This is a genomic window from Pseudoruminococcus sp., from assembly GCF_047012705.1.
Lineage (GTDB): Bacteria > Bacillota > Clostridia > Oscillospirales > Acutalibacteraceae > Pseudoruminococcus.
The window spans coordinates 79,793-100,009 of the sequence record NZ_JBKXNW010000006.1 but is presented as its reverse complement, the minus strand read 5'-3'; the positions used below and the strand labels follow the sequence as shown (position 1 = coordinate 100,009).

The window sequence follows — 20,217 nt, the reverse complement described above, 5'->3', positions numbered from 1 at the left end:
TCCCTAAAAGGCTAGTCCGGGCTTGAGGCGATGGAAGCTTATGTGCTGCTTATATATAGTAGCAACTAGAAAATCTCGCTATGTTTCCGACAACGAGAAGGGTTTAGGTTGCGGATTGAATAAGGGCAAAATGTGCCGATAGATATGTTTCCGAGAACAATCGAAAATCGGCTCAAAATAGGGCGATATGTTCCGATATTGCGACATCAATCAGCACGTATCGAGCCATGTTGAGTGCGTAGTAATGTTGACTAAGATACATAATTAATAGTGTGAAAATGCTTAAAATATAAGGCTTTTTCGAGAGGTTGAACAGAAATCCAAATCCTCGAATTTTCTGCGTTTTAGGGGCTGCAAAGAGACTGATTTTTATAGTTGGATAGATAGAGGTGTTAATTTTGGGTTGGATAGACTAAAATGATTGAAAAAATGAGCGGAAAGTGCTAAAATGAGTTATGTTACAATAATATAGTGGCAATTTATCCCAGAAGATAACAAGGAGGCAAACACAATGAAGACAAAAAGAACTTTATCGGATGAACAAAAGAAACTTGATGCGGATCTATGGATCATAGCGATTACGACTATACTTGTATATGTCATCTATGCATTTATCGGTAGTTGTCTTATGGCTTTTTGCAAAGACAGCACTGTTTCCGTGTGGTTGAGACTTCTTGCTGCGACTGTAATGGAATATGGCATTGCGGGATTAGGGATAACAATAGTATGTATTATTCGAAAAGAATCTTTTGCAAACTTCGGACTTACGCGGAAGAATATTCTCAAAAGTATCGGCGGAACCATTCTGTGTTTTGTGCCGTACATAGTATATGTTATTGTAACCGGTCAATTTGAAGGCTATGAACCTCTGAGCATCATGGTGACGCCTGATCTTCATAAGGCTGGCATTGTTGCAACGATCATAGGAACTCTTATCATCGCAATTGTCTGGGGATTTTTCGAAGGATTTAATTATGCTGTTATAAGTGAGATCATAGACAGGCGTTATCCTATGAACAATAAGCTTTTCGATTGGGGTGCGCTCGTGTGTACGATAATGGGAATCCTGTTCCATCCGATAAGTTTTAGCTTGCTTGGAATAATAGAGCTGATAACGATATTCATAGCATTATATGGAATGCTGATCATCAGGAAACACACAGGAAATTCATGGGGATGTGTGTTCGCATTTTTATTTATTTGGAATGCGATATAAAATCGGAAGTTAATCATTCAAATTCCCGTTTATATGGACAATTCAGTCGACAGTTTTCCTATAATGCTAGTGAGTGGACATGTTTCCGTTTACGAGCCGACACATTTGACGTACTACTTGTTGCCTCGTGCCATGTGGAGATGGTGGTTCTTATGAGCAAGGGAAATACAAAATCGAAGGACTATGTGTAAATAAGTGTGGATGCTGAGGACTACTATTACATCAAAGACCTGAAAAGAAAGTTTTAATTTTTTGTCCATGACAATTGAATAACTGATATTTTACATAGCCTCTTGGTGACGATAAAGCAGCAAGGGGCTTTTGTCATTTCCGGGAATGTAATAAAAAGACCGGAGGACATTGTGAATGAGCAAAAGAAACAATTTGCTTGACATTCTAACGAGTATTAGGTATAATTATTCTAACGAATGTTAGGGAATGATGATTATGGGTACAAAAGAACGAATCATGGATGTTGCGTTACATATGTTTTCCGAAAGAGGATATGCAGCAACTTCGATAAGAGATATCTGCGGCGAAGTCGGAATCAAGGAAAGTACACTTTATTATCACTTTAAGAATAAGCACGATATCTTAGATTCTCTTATTACCAGGTTTGAGGATCATATTGAGGGATTAATTGGAAATATTAATATGCCTGATCCTGATAAAAATGACAGCGGTGAAGCGCAGATGATGGATAACTATATGATGGATAGTTATCTGTTCGAGCCCTTTTGTAATTTAATGCTCAGACTTATGATGATCGAACAGTTTCATAATGCTGAAATAAGAGATTTATATGAGCAGTTTATGTTTACGCAGCCTTATGAGATTCAGAAAAGAATTCTGAATCAATTTGTGTTGGCGGGCATGGTTTCGGAAACAGAGGCAGAATGGCTCGTGCAGGAATTCTTCTCGTTTATGACTATGCTCACTTATAAATATCTGCTTAATGGTGAACTTACGGAGGAGAGAAAAGCAGCTTATTCTCAGGAAGTACATAGTTTTTACAACAGGGCAATGATGAGATGGAGAAGTGTTTCAGGAGGAAATTCGGATGAGTAAAATTGCAATGTTCACAATGGGCACGCGCGGAGATGTGCAGCCATACATTTATTTATCGAAGCAGCTTATTAAGAATAATCATGAAGTTACATTAGGATCTCATCCATGTTGGAGAAAACTGATTGAAGGGTCAGGAATTAGATTTGAACCAATTGGACCGGAAATTGACATAGAAAAAGAAGCAGCTGCTATCAGAGGAAAGAATCCCAATCCTGTTTTGAGTATGTTTAAAACAATGAATTTTGTTTTCCGAATGATTCAGGATTCCAGTAAAGAAGTTTATAAAGTCTGCAAGGATAAGGATTTAATAATAGTCAGTCATAGTCAGATGGGCGCTGTTGAAGCAGAGGTATTAGGTATTCCCACCGTAAACGTAACGCTGCAAACAGAAATGATAGGAGAGAAATTAAAGCATAAAACGTTCAAGGATAAGCTTATAGGCGGAGCGATTGCAAAACAGGTTGCAAAGCCTTACAACAAAATCAGAAAGATATATGGTCTCAAACCGGTTAAATCAGTAGATGAAATCATGTCAAAGGAATTAAATCTTATTCCGATCAGCAGGTATGTCATTGAAAGAAATCCATACTGGGAAGATAAAAATATATTGACGGGATACTGGTATGATGAAAATGAAGACTTTGTTCCGGATGAAAAACTCAAGAGCTTTATAGACAGTGGTGAAAAGCCGGTGGTGCTTGCACTTGGTGCAATGTCATTTGAGGACAAACCGGAAAAAGATAAACTGGATATGTTTGTACAGGCACTTTTCAAAACAGGATGCAGGGTAATTATACAGGGATTTCAGAAAACATTAGAGGACTATGAATTGCCCGAAACCATGATTGCCTGTGGAAGTGTTCCACACAGCTGGTTATTCGCGAACGCTAAATTTGTCATACATCACTGCGGCTTTGGAACATCTGCAGCTACAATGATTTACGGAGTGCCTTCGATACCGGTTCCTCATGTGCTGGATCAATTGGGATTTGCGCTGCAGCTTGGCAAAATCAATGTTGCGACAAAGCCTTTAAAAGCCAAAGATTTATCCGAACAAACAATTATCGCAGCAATCGAAGAAATGAATTCTTCGTATGACGAAAAAAGGAAGAATGCGCTTGAGATCTCCGAAAAAATAAAAGAGGAAAACGGAGTCGTTGTGGCTGTACGATTAATTGAAGGGGTTCTCAGGAATCAATAATCAGTTTTTGAAAGAAGAACAAATTTCAATCTGTTAATCTGCACTGCAAAGGATGCGCTTGCTCCGCTCTACAATGAGAAGGGTGTGCTGGTAATGAGCATATTCGATTTTCTGCTTGATCCGGACAGCTTGGATAAATAAGCAGCTATTGCTGTATAGAAAAATTATTGCTCAAACGAAACGACGTATAGACAGTAGTTCTTTTGGGTAGAAAAATGGTCAACGATAATAGAAATTGAATATGTTAATGTTGATTATGAAGGTATTTTAATACTTCAAAATGATATAAGAAAAGTTTGAGAATTAGAGAAAGTGGATTTCTGTCCACTTTCTTTTTGCTTTAAGTATTTTATATACGAAAGTTTGTTTTCAATATCTTATTGAAGATTAGAGATTGTATAGAAGATAATTGATGAATTATTAGTATTATTCCTTTATCTAAAAATAGATGTTGGTTTTTGAGTAAGTAACCAGTATGTATACTCATTTAAAATAATGTCGATAAATACAAAAACACAATCAGCAATATATAATATAAATGCTTTAGATATAGCAAAAAGATAAGTAAAGTTAATCTTTCGAAAATTGTAAAGTAATTAAATATTATTATTTATTAAGAAATTTCGATATGAATTTGAATGTATAAGAAAATTGCAATATCAAGTAGATTTCTATAAATAATTGAAATTGTTCATTAAATTCTTTATAATTTATTCTATAAAAGCATAAAGTTTGATATAGTTTAAGTGTATAATATATCTATTAATTGAATTTGCCCTAAATTTTTAAAGGAGAGGTAATATGAAAAAAATGACAGTAGTAATTTTAACAGCTGCACTGGCTGCTGCTATTATGGCAGGTTGTTCAGGTGGCTCTGATAATTCTTCAAGTAACACATCAACAAATTCAGCAACTAATTCAACGGTAAGTAGTAGCGAAAGCCAAGCAGATAAAGATGAATCTAAAAATACATCAAAGTCAGAAAGTAAAAATTCAGAGGAAAGCAAGGAAAATAGCAAAGAATCTTCTAAAACTGAGAGTGCAGAGTCCAAAAATGAAAATTCTAAGGAAGATAAAAAGTCAGAAGCAATTGACGCAGTTATATATAATAATGTAGAAATTAAAATTGGAATGGATGCTTCACCAATCCTTGAAAAGCTTGGTAAGCCTGACCATAGTGAAACCATCAAATCAAATGAGGATAATTCCGAAGGCTCATATTCTTATACTTATGATAATATGACTATCTATATTTATTTTAAAGATAAGAAGCAATATGTAACAGATGTTTCTATAGATGGTCCTGGAGATGCTAGCACTGCAAATGGAGTTAAAATCGGTGCAACTAAGGACAGTATTGAAAAGATATATGGTAAGGTTACAGATGACAAGATGACATCTTACGAAATAGGCAAAAATATAATAATATTTGTTTTTGAGGATGATTTTGTTACTAATATTTCTCTCAGTAAAGGTATTGATGAGGAATTATAATTAAAATCATAATAGAAATAGGCGAATACAGCTACCTTTAAATGTAATTTATTTAATAGGGTAAGAGTGTTCGCCTGTTTTAATTATAAAAAATTATTATATTTGTAAAATATAGTTTTAACTTTTAAATTAGCCGTTTATAACTTTTATCTTTACATAATTGCAAAAATATAGTAAAATGAAAAATGGATAAAAATAAGAAATAAAAATTAGGAGTGGTTAAATTGAAGCCTAAATATAAGAGAGTATTGTTGAAGCTTAGCGGTGAATCACTTGCAGGAAATGAAAAACATGGAATAGATTTTGATACAGTTCTTAAATTCTGTGAACCTGTCAAAAAACTTGTTGATATGGGCGTTGAAGTTGCAATCGTTGTTGGCGGAGGAAACTTCTGGAGAGGTCGTTCAAGTGGTCAGATGGATAGGACTCGTGCTGACCATATGGGTATGCTTGCAACAGTTATAAATGCTCTTGGTGTTGCTGACGCTTTGGAGCAGTTTGACCTTCAGGTTAGAGTACAGACAGCTATTTCTATGCAGCAGGTTGCAGAGCCTTATATCAGAAATAGAGCTGTTCGTCATCTTGAAAAGGGTAGAGTTGTTGTATTTGGTTGCGGAACCGGTAATCCGTTTTTCTCAACAGATACGGCAGCGGCACTCAGAGCCGCTGAAATTGAGGCAGATATAATCCTTAAAGCAACTATGGTCGATGGCGTTTATGATAGCGACCCTAAAAAGAATCCGGACGCAAAGAAATTTAAGACTCTTACTTTCCAAGAAGTGCTTAATCAAAATCTTGGTGTTATGGATAGCACAGCCGCAGCAATCTGCAAGGATAATAATATTCCGATTATTGTATTCAGCCTTGATAATCCTCAGAATATTGTATCTGCTGTTTGCGGAGAAGATGTAGGAACACTTGTAGAATAATAGGTGTTTTTATGGAAGCAACAGGTGGTTCAGATTTTTCTTTAATAGGTTTTATACTTTTAATCTTGGGACTTTTATTTTATTAAATTATATAAACAGGAGGCTTTTATCTATGAAAACAGTATTAAAAAATGCAGAGGACAAAATGACTAAAACAATCACTCACCTTGAGGAAGCTTATTCAGCTATCAGAGCAGGCAGAGCTAATCCTGCTGTACTTGATAAGCTTACAGTAGACTATTATGGCACCCCTACACCAATCAACCAAGTTGCAGCTGTTTCTGTTACAGAAGCAAGAACACTTATGATTCAGCCTTGGGATGTTTCTATCTGTCGTGCTATTGAAAAGGCTATTCAAACTTCTGATATTGGTATCAACCCACAGTCCGACGGTAAGGTTATCAGAATGATATTCCCACCGCTCACAGAAGATAGGCGTAAAGATATTGTTAAAGAGGTTTCTAAGATGGCTGAGGAAGCTAAGGTTGCCGTTCGTTCATCAAGAAGAGATGCTATTGATAAAATCAAGGCAATGAAGAAGAGCGGTGAAATCACCGAAGATGATGAGAGCAAGGGCGAAAAAAAGGTTCAGGATATTACAGATAAGAAAATTAAGGAGATTGATTCAATCTGCGAAAGTAAGCAAAAGCAGGTTATGGAAATCTAAAAAATACTGCCTTATCAGGTGATATTTTTAGACTTATCCTACCCGAGAAGGGAGAATGAATCTATGGCAAAACTTAATAATAAACAATCAAGTGGTATACCTGTTCATGTTGCTATTATTATGGACGGAAATGGTCGCTGGGCGAAAAAGCGTGGCTTGCCACGCACTGCCGGTCATACAGCGGGAGCGGCTACCTTTCGTCATATCACAAGATATGCGAGCAGAATTGGTATAAAATATCTTACGGTTTATGCTTTTTCGACAGAAAATTGGAAGCGTCCTGCTGATGAAGTCAATGCACTTATGAAGCTATTTCATAAACAGCTTGTAGAATCACTTACAGATTTTCGTGATGACGATGTTGTAGTTCGTTTTATAGGTGATAAAAGTGGCTTTTCTGATAACCTGCAAAAGCTTATTGCTGAAACCGAGGAAGTTTCTAAGGATAGAGCCGGAATGGTTCTTAACATAGCTATGAATTATGGGGGCAGAGATGAAATTTTAAGAGCAGCAAAACTACTTTGTGAGGATTGTATCAATGGTAAAATTTCTGCCGATGATATTACCAAGGAAATGTTTGCACAAAAGCTTTATACAGCTAATCAACCGGACCCGGATTTGATAATTCGTCCGGGCGGTGAGGCTCGTATAAGCAACTTCCTTTTATATCAAGCGGCATATTCAGAACTTTATATAACAGATACTCTTTGGCCTGATTTCTCCGAAGACGATTTAATTCGTGCGATTGATTATTACAGCAAGCGTAATAGACGTTTTGGAGGTATATAAATGGCGAAACGAATAATTTCTGCCATTGTAGGCATTTCATTTATATTGCTTGTTATATTTCTAAGCCATACTTGGCATATATTGATAGATATTTTTATGGCATTGGTTTGCGCTATTGCCGTAGGTGAATTTGTTCACGCAATAGGCTTACTGAAAAAATATCTTATAAGCATACCAAGTATAGCTTTTGCATTCTGTAATGCAATGCTGGTTTCATACGGTTATCAGTCTATAATATGGTATGTATATACAGCAATTATGCTTTCTGTGATGATATTCTTTCATGAAAAACTTTCATTCAGAGAGGTTTCAGATACTTACGGAATGACGATTATCATATCATATGGATTGGCAACAGTTATCTCAATGAAAAACCTTGATGTTGCACATTCATCATTCTATTTTGTACTTGCTCTTGCATTGCCTTGGCTTGCAGATGGCGGAGCATATTTTGCAGGAAGCTTTTTAGGCAAACATAAGCTTTGCCCGAAAATCAGTCCTAAAAAGACAGTTGAAGGTGTTATCGGCGGAGTTATTGGCTGCGTCGGATTTTGTTGTCTTATGGGATATATATTCTCAGCGTTCATTTATAAGGATATTCAGAGCATAAATTATGTTAATCTGATTATACTTTCTTTTGTCGGTTCTCTGCTTTCGGTTCTTGGCGATTTGAGCTTTTCACTTGTCAAGAGAACCTATAATATAAAGGATTACGGAAATCTCATACCCGGTCATGGCGGTGTGCTTGATAGATTTGATAGCGTAGTATTCGTTTCACCATTTTTGCTTATTTCGTTGACATATTTGCCGGTATTAGCTTGATTTTTGGTGATGAAATATAAATAACGCGAAAAAGAAGTAATCCAAATAATTGATAAAATATTACAACTAATTCCTGATGAGACAGATGTAAAATTATACCAAGTAATTCACAAATTGGAAAATTCTGTTCCATTTTACGAAAAAATATGTAATAGGATATTTTTTAACAATAAGGAATTAACAGCTGAAGAAATTTATCAAAAAACAAAAGCAAAACATAAATCTATGTTACTTTAAATTTAAAAATCAGAGGTGTGTCAATTATGTATCAAAATATCACACTTCTCGGCTCTACGGGTTCAATAGGTCGTCAAACGCTTGATGTCGTGCGAAAGCTCGGCATCAAGGTTTGTGCTTTGACGGCTAATAACAGTATTAAATTACTTGAAGAACAGGCACGCGAATTTAAGCCGCGTGCCGTCTGTATAGCTGACGAAAATAAATATTTAGAATTAAAAAATAATCTTGCCGACACTGATATAAAAGTTCTCGGTGGAAGTGACGGCATACTTGAGTGCGCAAGACTTAGAGAGAGCGATGTTGTGGTTAATGCGATAGTGGGTATCGCAGGCCTAAAACCTACGCTTGAGGCTATTTCTGCAAAAAAAGATATTGCGCTTGCAAATAAGGAAACTCTTGTCACAGGCGGTGAACTTGTCAAAAAGGCTATTCGTGAGAATGGCGTAAAGCTTTTGCCTGTTGATAGTGAACATAGTGCAATTTTCCAGTGCTTACAGGGTACACCAAATGGCTCTTTAAAGAAGATTATACTTACCGCTTCGGGCGGTCCATTTTTCGGAAAAACTTATGATGAACTTGAAAATGTTACAGTGAAAGACGCACTCAACCATCCTAATTGGAGTATGGGTGCAAAAATAACAATAGATTCTGCTACAATGATGAATAAAGGTCTTGAGGTTATCGAGGCTTGTCATCTGTTTTCAGTTGAATTAGAGCAGATTGAAGTAGTTGTGCATCGTGAGAGCATTATTCATTCTATGATAGAATTGAGCGACAATGCGGTTATTGCACAGCTTGGAACAGCAGATATGCGTATACCTATACAGTATGCGATTACATATCCCGAAAGGTACGAATCACCTGCCCAATCTCTTGATTTCACTACGCTTAAAAGTCTTACTTTTGCAAAGCCTGACAGGGAAGTTTTTGAGTGTCTTGCTTTATGTGAGGATGCTTTCAGACAAGGTGGAATTATGCCTACTATTGCAAATGGTGCAAATGAGGCGGCAGTTGAATTATTCCTTGAAGGGAAAATAGGCTTTCTGGATATTCCGAAGCTTATTAAAAAGGCTATGATAAATATTCCTAATAAACAAAACATAAATATAGATGATGTATTTAATGCTGATAAAATGGCAAGGGAGCTTGTCTTAAAAGGCTGATTTAACTAAGGGAGAGGGGATTTAATGAAGCATATTTATGATAATGACGGTGAAAAGCTGTTTTCAGTTCGCAAGGATGGAACAGTTGCAGATAAACGCAACAAAAAGGCTGTCGGAAAAATTGATGGAGACAAGATAGTTGATAATGACGGAAAGATTATGTATAAAATGTCGGCAAGAAATAAACTTGTTGATGACAACGGTGAAGAAATCGGACATATTCGTGAGAATAACTTTATTTATGTCGGTGTTTTAGCCGCTCTTGCTGTAATTATTACTCTTGTTTGTGTATTTTCTTTTGTAGAATCCGCACTTCTTATAATAATCGGCGTTTTACTCTTTGAATTGATTATTTTCATACACGAACTTGGACACTTTATGACTGCAAAGGCATCGGGTGTTAAGGTCAACGAATTTGCTCTTGGTATGGGACCGAGAATTCTTAGATTCAAAAAGGGCGAAACCATATATTCATTAAGACTTTTGCCTATTGGCGGCTTTTGTGCTATGGAAGGCGAGGATGAGGACAGCGATAATCCGAGAGCCTTTGGCAAAGCTGCTTGTTGGAAACGAATTATAATAGTAGTTGCAGGTGCGGTAATGAATATCGTACTTGGCTTTATCCTTATGATGATAACACTTATGCCAAATTCTCAGTTTGCCTCGACTACGATTTCAAAATTCCACGAGAATGCTACAACATCAGCTGCATTAAAGGTTGGTGATGAGATTGTTTCTATAAACGGTTATCGTGTTTATACTTCTCAGGATTTATCTTTCTCTCTTGTAACAGCTAATCAAAATAGCGATGGTGAATTTACACCTGAAATTGTTGTAAGAAGAAATGGTGAAACCGTAAATCTCGGAAATGTAAAATTCGGCTCGAGAGAGGTCAACGATAAAAAAGCAATAGTGCTTGATTTCTATGTTGCACCGATACAAAATAATTTCTGGAATCTTATTGCTGAAACAGGCAAGGGCGTTGTTTCGACTGTAAGACTTGTCTGGGCAAGCCTTTTCGGATTGATTACAGGAAGATTTGGATTTAATGAGCTTGCCGGTCCTATCGGAATGACTTCTGCGATTTCACAGGTTGCGAGTGCAGGACTTCAAAGTAGTTTCGGCGATGCTGTTATGAATATTGTAAGCATTATGATGATGATTACTGTAAACCTTGGTGTTGTCAACTTGTTGCCTTTACCGGCTCTTGACGGTGGTAGACTTGTATTCTTGGTTGTTGAACTTATAAGAAGAAAGCCTGTACCGGCAAAGTATGAGGGTTTGGTTCACGCAATAGGTATGATTGTTCTTTTGGCATTTATGGCTTTAATTTCGTTTAGTGATATATTAAGACTATTTACAGGAACGGGGCTTGGTGGATAGTGAAAAGACAAAGTAGAAAAATTAAACTTGGAAATATTTATATAGGCGGAGATTCAGAGATTACCGTACAATCTATGCTGAACGTTCCGGCAAGTAATATTGAGGGAAGCGTTAAACAGGCTATTGAACTTGAAAAAGCAGGCTGTGAAATTATAAGAGCCGCTATTCCTAATATGAATGCAGTTAAGTTGATTCCCGCTCTTAAAGAGGCTGTCAGTGTGCCAATTGTTGCAGATATACACTTCGACTATCGTCTTGCAATAGAATCCGCCGCAGCAGGCGTTGACAAAATCAGAATAAATCCAGGTAATATCGGCAGTGACGACAGAGTTAAGGCTGTCGTCAAGGCTTGCCGAGAAAGAAATATTCCTATAAGAATAGGAGTAAATTCAGGTTCTCTTGAGAAAGAAATCCTTGCAAAGTATGGACACCCTACACCGCAAGCATTGTGTGAAAGTGCATTATACCACGCATCATTGCTTGAAAAATTCGATTTTTATGATATAGTTCTTTCGATGAAAAGTTCATCTGTGCCTTTTATGGTTGAGGCATATGAGATTGCCGCAGAAAAGTGCGACTATCCGCTTCATCTTGGAGTAACCGAAGCAGGTACTCAGCGTATGGGAATTATAAAATCCGCCGCCGGTCTTGGTGCTTTGCTTTTAAGAGGTATTGGCGACACTATTCGTGTTTCGCTTACTGATAATCCTGTCAATGAGGTTAAAGCCGCTAAGGATATTCTAAAGGCTCTTGAGATTCGCAAGAGAGGAGTTCAGTTTATTTCTTGCCCTACTTGTGGAAGAACAAGTATAGACTTAATAAGCATTGCACAGGAAGCCGAAAGAAGGCTTGAAAACTGCGATAAGAATATTACTGTTGCAGTTATGGGTTGTGCTGTCAATGGGCCGGGCGAAGCAAAAGAGGCCGATATTGGAATTGCAGGCGGAAATGGTGACGGACTTATTTTCAAAAAAGGTCAAATAGTTAAGAAAGTTAAAGAAGATAAGCTCTTAGACGAACTTATGGCAGAGATAGAAAAGATGTAACATTATATATTATGAAGATAGATATGATAAAGCTTATTATTGAGATAAAAATATAGACATTATAAAAGTTAAAATTTAAAAAGCAAAAATATATTAACCTAATTAGAAATAGCTTTTTATAGGTGATAAAGTTATGAATCAAACTTTTATATTCAAGAAAGAAAAAGTAGAAATATTTATAGAAGATTGGTCTGATACTCAATATTTTGTCTATGCAGAGTATAATCACCATAACATTCATAGAGGAATGACGATGTGTGATTTTATTGAAGATTGTGAATATTGGGGCTATGAATATGTTCAGTCAGAAAAGAAGCCAAATGGGACTTTTGGTTGGCTTTTTAGCAAGAAAGAAGATAAAAATGCGATTCAAGCTCAAGTTTTAGGTTTTGTCTATGAGCATAGTTATCTATGTGGCTGGAAGGATTTATAAGTTTTATCAAGAAAATTTCAGCCTATTTATGAATAATGTTATATTTTAAGATAGTAGAAATAGAACTTTGACCTTTCCGTTTGGAGGAAAATAGTTTTGAGTAAATTTATAGATGTATTTTCACAGTACATAGGAGATTTAAAGCTGTCTAAAACCTTGCTTGACGCTGAGGTAGACGGTATAAAAATCGACACTAAAAAAAGAACAATGGATATGAATCTCTTTCTTTCACAACTTGTGAAAAGAAATGAGATTTTTTCAACTGAAAAACAAATAGAGCAATCGGCTCTTGCTTTAGCTAAGTGTATTATTCACCCGCATTTTGATTCATCGCTTTTCGGTGAGGCTTGCTATTTTGACCTTGTGGAGGAAATTCGCCGTAGACTTGCAAGCATAAACGGTACGTTGAATGGTTCTACTGTTAAAATTGCTGATGGTAAAATGACAATAAATCTTACACATGGTGGTGCTGATATTCTTCTTGAAAAGAAGGTTGACAAGGAATTTCAAAAACTTATTAACGAGGAATTTGGCGTTAATGTAAAGGTTGAATTCGATGGTATAACGCATATAGACGCAGACAGTGAGATTTATATTGAACATCAAAAGATTGCAGAGGAAACTGCTAAGCGTGAAGCTGTAATCAACGAAATGGAAATCTATGAGGGAGTTATGCACGAGGCTAAAAAGCGTTCTGAGCATAAGCCAGCTGTGAACACAGAAATTGAAATTCGTGAGGGAGAATCTTTATATCCATTGTTTATTTTGGATAACCCTAAGCCTATATATGGTACGAATGTGAAAGGAAATCCAATTAAGATTGCTGAACTTGCTCCTGATTCGGGTAAGGTTATTATAAAAGGCGATATTTTCTCAATAGATGAAAGAGATACAAGAGATAAAAAAAAGAAAATTATTTCTATAAATATTACTGATTATACAGGCTCTACGACAATTAAGGTTATTGACCTAAACGCAAAGTGTGCCCCTATTTTAGAGTTAAAAAAGGGAAGCTCTATACTTGTTAAGGGTGACGCACAGTACGATAAATATGACAGAGAGCTTGTTGTTATGGCAACAAATATTTCTGGGATAAGCAAGGCTAAGGTTGTAGATAAAGCAGAGAAAAAGCGTGTTGAACTTCATTTGCATACAAATATGTCCGCTATGGACGGTGTTTCAGATGTTGGAGATATTGTTCAGAAAGCGTATAGCTTTGGTATGCCTGCGGTTGCGATTACGGACCACGGAGTTGTACAGGCTTTCCCTGGTGCTATGAATGCCGCCGATGATGTAAAGAAAAAGGGCGGTCATATTAAAATTCTTTATGGCGTTGAGGCGTACTTTATAGATGATGTTTCGAGCCGAGTTGTAAATGGTGAAAGTCAGGAATTGCTTTCAGGAGAATTTATAGTATTTGACCTCGAAACAACAGGATTGGGAGCGGCAAAGGAAAAGATAACAGAAATTGGTGCGGTTAGAATAGTTGACGGTGAAATTAAAGATCAATTTTCTATGTTTGTAAATCCTGAAAAACCTATTCCGCCTAAGATTACAGAGCTGACAGGAATTGACGATTCTATGGTTTCGGATGCTCCGCTTGAGGACGAGGCTCTTCGTAAATTTATGGAATTTTGTGGAGATAACTGTGTTCTTGTTGCGCATAACGCACCGTTCGATACATCATTCGTGAGAGCGGTTATGAACCGTCATCATATAGAGTGGAATTTTACAAGTATAGATACGCTTATGATGTCACGCTCAATGTTTCCACAGATTAAAAAGCATAAGTTGAATTTCATTGCCGAATATCTGAAACTCGGAGATTTTAATCATCATAGAGCTTGCGATGATGCCTTTATGCTTGCAAAGATATTTCAAGTTATGCTTACTAAGCTTTCTGAGGATTACGGTGCAAAGAATATTTCGCAGCTTAACAGCTTGCTTTCTAATAGCGACTATAAGAGTTTAAAATATTTCCATCAAATCGTTCTTGCGAAAAATACCGCAGGACTTAAAAATCTTTATAGACTTATTTCAAAGGGACATCTTAATTATTTCTATAAGAAACCGCTTTTGCCTAAGTCTGAACTTATAAAATATCGTGAGGGCTTGATTGTCGGAAGTGCTTGCGAGGCCGGAGAACTTTTCAGAGCAATAGTTGAAAAGCGACCTTGGGAGGATTTGAAAAAGATAGCCTCATTCTATGATTATCTTGAGATTCAACCACTTGGAAACAATATGTTTATGCTGAATAACGGTACGGTAAGCAGTATTGAAGAATTACAGGATTTGAATAGAACGGTTGTAAAACTCGGCGAGGAATTGTCTATCCCTGTTGTTGCTACCTGTGATGTACATTTCCTTGAACCACATCACAGCGAATACAGAAAAATTCTTATGGCTGGTCAAGGTTTTAAAGACGCTGGTAATCAGGCACCACTCTATCTCAGAACTACCGCTGAAATGCTCAAGGAATTTGAGTATCTCGGCAAAGAAAAAGCATATGAAATCGTTGTAGAAAATACAAATCTTATTGCTGATATGTGTGACGAGATTCGTGCTGTTCCGAAAGGAAACTTTCCGCCGTTTATTCCGGGTGCAGAGGAAGACTTGACAAGAATTACTTGGGAACGGGCAAGAAATACATATGGCGACCCACTTCCTGAAATTGTTGAAAAGCGTATAGAAAAAGAACTTAACTCCATAATAAAGAATGGATTCTCTGTTTTGTATATGACTGCTCAAAAGCTGGTTGCAAATTCAGAGGAACATGGATATTTGGTTGGTTCTCGTGGTTCTGTTGGGTCTTCATTTGTTGCGACTATGTCTGGTATTTCAGAAGTTAACCCGCTTGCACCACACTATGTTTGCCCTAAGTGTAAAAATAGTGAGTTCTTTGAACATGGAGAGGTTGGTTCTGGCTTTGACCTGCCACCTAAAAACTGTCCTAAGTGCGGTACACTTTATAAACAGGACGGACATGATATTCCGTTTGAAACCTTCCTTGGCTTTAAAGGAGATAAAACACCTGATATAGACCTTAATTTCTCCGGTGAATATCAGAATAAATCGCACAGATATACAGAAGAACTTTTCGGCAAGGAGAATGTCTTTAAAGCGGGTACTATTGCAACTGTTGCGGAAAAAACCGCTCTCGGTTTTGTTAAGAAATATGCAGAGGAAAACGGCGTTATTATGCACAGAGCAGAGGAAATGCGTCTTGCAATTGGTTGTACAGGTGTAAGACGGACTACCGGTCAGCACCCGGGAGGTATGGTTGTTGTTCCGAGAAGGAATGATGTATACCAGTTCTGTCCGATTCAGCACCCTGCTAATGACCAGAATTCCGATAGTATTACAACGCACTTCGACTTCCATTCTATTCACGATACTATTTGTAAGCTTGATGAGCTTGGACACGATGTTCCAACGATTTATCGTTATCTTGAAGACTATACGGGAATAAGCGTTATGGATATTTCTATGAGTGACCCTGATGTTATGTCGCTCTTTACATCTCCAAAGGCTCTTGGTCTTGAACCTGAGGATATAGATTCGCTTACAGGAACATTTTCTCTGCCGGAAGTTGGTACAAACTTTGTTCGCCAAATGCTTATAGAAACTCAGCCAAAAACATTTTCTGACCTTTTGCAGGTTTCGGGACTTTCACACGGTACAGATGTTTGGATAGGAAACGCCGCAGAACTTATTAAACAAGGTGTTTGCGACATTTCACAGGTTATCGGTACTCGTGATAATATTATGGTTTACCTTATGCACAAGGGTCTTGAGCCTGATATGGCATTTAAGATTATGGAAATTGTCCGTAAGGGTAAAAGTACAAAGCTTCTTACTCAAGAGCATATTAACGCTATGAAAGAACATAATGTTCCACAGTGGTATATTGATTCTTGTATGAAGATTAAGTATATGTTCCCGAAGGCTCACGCTGCCGCATATATGATTGCAACGCTAAGACTTGGTTGGTACAAGGTCCACAGACCAAAGGAATATTATGCCGCATATTTTACGGTACGAAGTGAAGACCTTGACGGACTGCTCGTTGCAAAGGGCAGAGATGCCGTAAGAAAAAGAATGCAGGATATTAAGATGAAAGGTAAGGAAGCTTCTGCAAAGGAAAATTCAGAATTTGCAACGCTTCAGATTGTCAATGAAATGCAGGCAAGAGGTATAAAAGCATTGCCTGTTGATATATATAAGTCTGATGCAAGAAAATTTCTTGTTGAGGGAGAAGATATTCGTTTGCCGTTCTCGTCTTTACCAGGCGTCGGAGATTCCGCCGCACAGGGACTTATGGATGCAAGAGCAGACGGAGAATTTATGTCGATAGAGGATTTCCGTGACCGCTCAAAAGCATCTAAGACCGCCATAGAACTTTTACAGTCAACAGGAGCTTTCGGAGATTTACCGGAAAGTAGTCAGATGACATTGTTTTAGGCTCAACAAAACTTCCCAAAGACAGATAAAAGTTTCCGCTCGAGCCTTTGGTGGGTTTTAAGGGCAAAGCCCTTAACATCTCTTGCATTCTAAGTGCGAACGAAGTTCGCACTTTTTGATTGATACTAATTATGAAAAGGGAATGATAATATGCTTGGTAGATTTTCAAGAACTGAATTACTTTTTGGTAATGAGGCTATGAAGAAACTCGAAAATTCTCGGGTTGCAGTTTTCGGCGTTGGAGGCGTCGGCGGATATACCGTAGAAGCTCTCGCAAGAAGTGGCGTCGGAACTATTGATATTATTGATGATGATAAGGTTTGTCTTACTAATATAAATAGACAGATTATTGCCTTAACAAGTACAATAGGCAAATATAAGGTTGATGTTGCCGAAGAACGCATTAAAGATATAAACCCTAAAATTGTTGTAAATAAACATAAAATGTTTTTTACGCCTGAAACAAGCGGAGAGTTCGATTTTTCACAGTATGATTATGTTGTAGATGCGATTGATACCGTTACAGGAAAGATAGAGCTTGTTATGAAAGCTAATGAAACAAAAACACCTATAATCTGTTCTATGGGTGCGGGAAATAAATTAGACCCGACAGCCTTTGAGGTTGCGGATATTTATAAGACTTCTGTTTGTCCGCTTGCAAGAGTTATGAGAACCGAACTTCGTAAAAGAGGAGTTAAAAAGCTAAAGGTTGTCTATTCAAAGGAAAAACCAATAACACCAATAGAGGATATGTCTATTAGTTGTCGCGCTCATTGTGTATGCCCTCCGGGAGCGGCAAGAAAATGTACTGAAAGAAGACAGATTCCAGGAAGTACAGCCTTTGTTCCGTCAGTTGTTGGCTTGATTATTGCAGGAGAGGTTATTAAGGATTTAAGTCTAAAAAATTGAATTTAAGACTAAACAAAAAATTGGGATGAGGGTATTATGCCAGTAGAAGATATTATAAAATATTGCTTGAGTAAGCACAAAGCCTATGAGGATTATCCATTCGGAGATATTCCGATATGTTATAGATTAAATGGAAAAATTTTTGCCCAGCTTTATCCGAATGAAACAGATTATAAAATCACACTGAAGTGTACTGCCGATGCAGGAAATTTTTTTCGGTCGTTATACCCTGATAAGGTGGTAAGAGGGTATCATTGTCCGCCTATACAACAGCCGTATTGGAATACAATTTATTTGAATGATTTTCCTGATGATGAATTGTTTAATATGATTGACCTTGCATATGATACGGTTTTAAATAGTTTCAGCAAGAAGATTAAGAGAAAAATTATAGGAGATACATAAGCTATGAAAAATATAATCAGATTGAATGAAGAAATACTGGTTGACAAAATTTAGTTTTGCTCAATAAATAGTTGAAAATTTTGTAAATTGATTATATAATGATAAGGTATGGCATTGTGATTTTCTTTTAAAAAATAAATTACCGAGGGGATTTTTAATAATGGCTAATCAAAAGAAAATGGTTGAGGCAATAACCTCAAGAGATGAAGATTTTGCAAAATGGTATACTGATATAGTCAAAAAAGCTGAACTTGTTGACTATTCAGGTGTTAAAGGTTGTATGGTTATCAGACCTTACGGCTATGCTATTTGGGAAAATATGCAGAAGGATATGGACGAACGCTTTAAGAAAACGGGCCACGAAAATGTATATATGCCTATGTTCATTCCGGAGAGCCTTCTACAAAAGGAAAAAGACCATGTCGAGGGCTTTGCTCCTGAGGTTGCATGGGTAACTCATGGCGGAAATGAAAAGCTTACAGAGCGTCTTTGTGTTCGTCCTACATCAGAAACTCTTTTCTGCGAACATTACTCAAAGATTATCAATTCATATCGTGACTTGCCAAAGCTTTATAATCAGTGGTGTTCAGTTGTTCGTTGGGAAAAGACAACAAGACCTTTCCTCAGAACATCAGAGTTCCTTTGGCAGGAAGGTCACACAATGCACGAAACTGAAAAAGAGGCTCGTGAAGAAACTCTCCGTATGCTCAAGGTTTATGAGGATTTCTATAAAGAAACTCTTGCTATTCCTGCTGTTGTCGGTAGAAAGACTGAAAAAGAAAAATTTGCAGGTGCAGAGGAAACATATACAATCGAGCCTATGATGCACAATGGTGTTGCATTGCAGGGTGGTACATCACACTATTTCGGTGATGGTTTTGCTAAGAGTTTTGATATTAAGTTCACAGGCAGAGATAATACATTACAGTATCCGCACCAGACTTCATGGGGTTCATCAACAAGAATGATTGGTGCAATCATTATGGTTCATGGTGACGATGACGGACTTGTACTTCCACCAAAGATTTCTCCGATTCAGGTTGTTATCGTTCCTATTGCACAGCATAAGGAAGGTGTTCTTGATAAGGCTCGTGAGCTTTATAACAGAATCTCTGATACTTACAGAACAAAGCTTGATGACAGCGATAACTCACCAGGTTGGAAGTTCTCACAGTATGAAATGAAGGGTGTGCCTGTTCGTGTAGAGCTTGGTCCTAAGGATATTGAAAAGGGACAATGCGTTATTGTAAGGCGTGATAACAGAGAAAAGATTGTTGTTGCTCTTGAAAATCTTGAAGAAACAATAGCAAAGACATTGCAAGATATTCACGATGCAATGTATGACAGAGCTTTGCAGAATCTCAAGGAAAAGACCTTTGTTGCAACAACACACGAGGAATTTCTTGATATTGCAAAGAATAAGCCTGGATTTATCAAAGCTATGTGGTGTGGCGAAACAGCTTGTGAAGAAAAGCTCAAGGAAGAAACAGGCGGCGTAAAGTCAAGATGTATTCCTTTTGTTGAGGAACATTTGGCTGATACCTGCGTATGCTGTGGTAAACCGGCAAAGCATATGGTATATTGGGGTAAACAATACTAATAAATGATATAAGACACTGTTCAGAAATGATTTCTGAGCGGTGTCTTTTTATATAAAATAAAAGCTAATGAAATGTATTTAGAAGAGCGGGAACTATTTCCTATGTGTAGATAAATTTCTTTTATGAATGTCGATGTTTTGCAACGCAAAACCGATTATGAAACTTGGGAGCGGTGACTCACCGCAAAAGTTTTGCTCAAGCTTTTTCAAAAGCTTGCAGTTTCCAAAGGCAGAGCCTTTGGTCGCTCTCCGCAGAGAGCGAAATACCTTTTGGCGAAGCCCAACACTTGTTTTTTCTAATAGGCGGATTTTATCCGCCTATTAATGCTTTTGTTATTAACTAGTTATATAGAAACTATATTCACTAATTCGTTACTATTTCTTTTAAATA

Annotated in this window: 16 protein-coding genes; all 16 read left to right on the top strand. The window is 37.1% G+C overall.

All coding sequences use genetic code 11. The features are described from left to right. The first annotated feature begins 511 nt into the window (after positions 1-511). The 16 genes from ACLU24_RS07420 to proS all read left to right on the top strand — a co-directional run bounded on the left by ACLU24_RS07420 (position 512) and on the right by proS (position 19,826). Entirely contained in the window at positions 512-1,216 is a 705-nt protein-coding gene (locus tag ACLU24_RS07420) for a hypothetical protein (protein ID WP_412611494.1), read from the top strand. Positions 1,217-1,663: 447 nt separating this feature from the next. Beyond that, positions 1,664-2,284: a TetR/AcrR family transcriptional regulator gene (locus ACLU24_RS07415; protein ID WP_412611491.1), complete on the top strand. Its 621-nt coding sequence runs from the start codon at positions 1,664-1,666 to the stop codon at positions 2,282-2,284. Further along, complete coding sequence (locus tag ACLU24_RS07410; protein WP_412611490.1) at positions 2,277-3,485, top strand: glycosyltransferase; 1,209 nt, start codon at positions 2,277-2,279, stop codon at positions 3,483-3,485. The genes ACLU24_RS07415 and ACLU24_RS07410 overlap by 8 nt, the downstream gene beginning before the upstream one ends. An 801-nt stretch (positions 3,486-4,286) precedes the next feature. Next, positions 4,287-4,979, top strand: a complete 693-nt coding sequence (locus ACLU24_RS07405; protein ID WP_412611489.1) for a hypothetical protein — start codon at positions 4,287-4,289, stop codon at positions 4,977-4,979. A 224-nt stretch (positions 4,980-5,203) separates the two neighbouring features. Beyond that, entirely contained in the window at positions 5,204-5,908 is a 705-nt protein-coding gene (gene pyrH / locus ACLU24_RS07400; RefSeq protein WP_412611487.1) for a UMP kinase, read from the top strand. Between the two features lie 112 nt (positions 5,909-6,020). Beyond that, positions 6,021-6,575, top strand: a complete 555-nt coding sequence (gene frr, locus ACLU24_RS07395; RefSeq protein WP_412611485.1) for a ribosome recycling factor — start codon at positions 6,021-6,023, stop codon at positions 6,573-6,575. A 63-nt stretch (positions 6,576-6,638) separates the two neighbouring features. Continuing rightward, the gene (locus tag ACLU24_RS07390; RefSeq protein ID WP_412611483.1) at positions 6,639-7,364 is read left to right on the top strand and encodes an isoprenyl transferase; all 726 of its coding nucleotides are present in this window, start codon (positions 6,639-6,641) and stop codon (positions 7,362-7,364) included. Then, positions 7,365-8,186: a phosphatidate cytidylyltransferase gene (locus tag ACLU24_RS07385; RefSeq protein ID WP_412611481.1), complete on the top strand. Its 822-nt coding sequence runs from the start codon at positions 7,365-7,367 to the stop codon at positions 8,184-8,186. 263 nt (positions 8,187-8,449) lie between these two features. Then, entirely contained in the window at positions 8,450-9,589 is a 1,140-nt protein-coding gene (gene dxr / locus ACLU24_RS07380; protein ID WP_412611480.1) for a 1-deoxy-D-xylulose-5-phosphate reductoisomerase, read from the top strand. A gap of 24 nt (positions 9,590-9,613) precedes the next feature. Then, complete coding sequence (locus tag ACLU24_RS07375; protein WP_412611478.1) at positions 9,614-10,972, top strand: M50 family metallopeptidase; 1,359 nt, start codon at positions 9,614-9,616, stop codon at positions 10,970-10,972. Then, positions 10,969-12,018, top strand: a complete 1,050-nt coding sequence (gene ispG, locus ACLU24_RS07370; protein ID WP_412611633.1) for a flavodoxin-dependent (E)-4-hydroxy-3-methylbut-2-enyl-diphosphate synthase — start codon at positions 10,969-10,971, stop codon at positions 12,016-12,018. The genes ACLU24_RS07375 and ispG overlap by 4 nt, the downstream gene beginning before the upstream one ends. 133 nt (positions 12,019-12,151) lie before the next feature. Next, positions 12,152-12,451 (top strand): hypothetical protein, encoded by a 300-nt coding sequence (locus ACLU24_RS07365; RefSeq protein ID WP_412611476.1) that lies wholly within the window; start codon positions 12,152-12,154, stop codon positions 12,449-12,451. Positions 12,452-12,547: 96 nt separating this feature from the next. Beyond that, positions 12,548-16,912, top strand: a complete 4,365-nt coding sequence (locus ACLU24_RS07360) for a PolC-type DNA polymerase III (RefSeq protein WP_412611475.1) — start codon at positions 12,548-12,550, stop codon at positions 16,910-16,912. A 150-nt stretch (positions 16,913-17,062) separates the two neighbouring features. Then, positions 17,063-17,821: a tRNA threonylcarbamoyladenosine dehydratase gene (locus tag ACLU24_RS07355; protein ID WP_412611474.1), complete on the top strand. Its 759-nt coding sequence runs from the start codon at positions 17,063-17,065 to the stop codon at positions 17,819-17,821. A 36-nt stretch (positions 17,822-17,857) separates the two neighbouring features. Beyond that, entirely contained in the window at positions 17,858-18,226 is a 369-nt protein-coding gene (locus ACLU24_RS07350) for an MmcQ/YjbR family DNA-binding protein (RefSeq protein ID WP_412611473.1), read from the top strand. Between the two features lie 160 nt (positions 18,227-18,386). Beyond that, on the top strand, positions 18,387-19,826 hold the full coding sequence (gene proS, locus ACLU24_RS07345) for a proline--tRNA ligase (protein WP_412611471.1): 1,440 nt from the start codon (positions 18,387-18,389) through the stop codon (positions 19,824-19,826). Positions 19,827-20,217 lie beyond the last annotated feature (391 nt).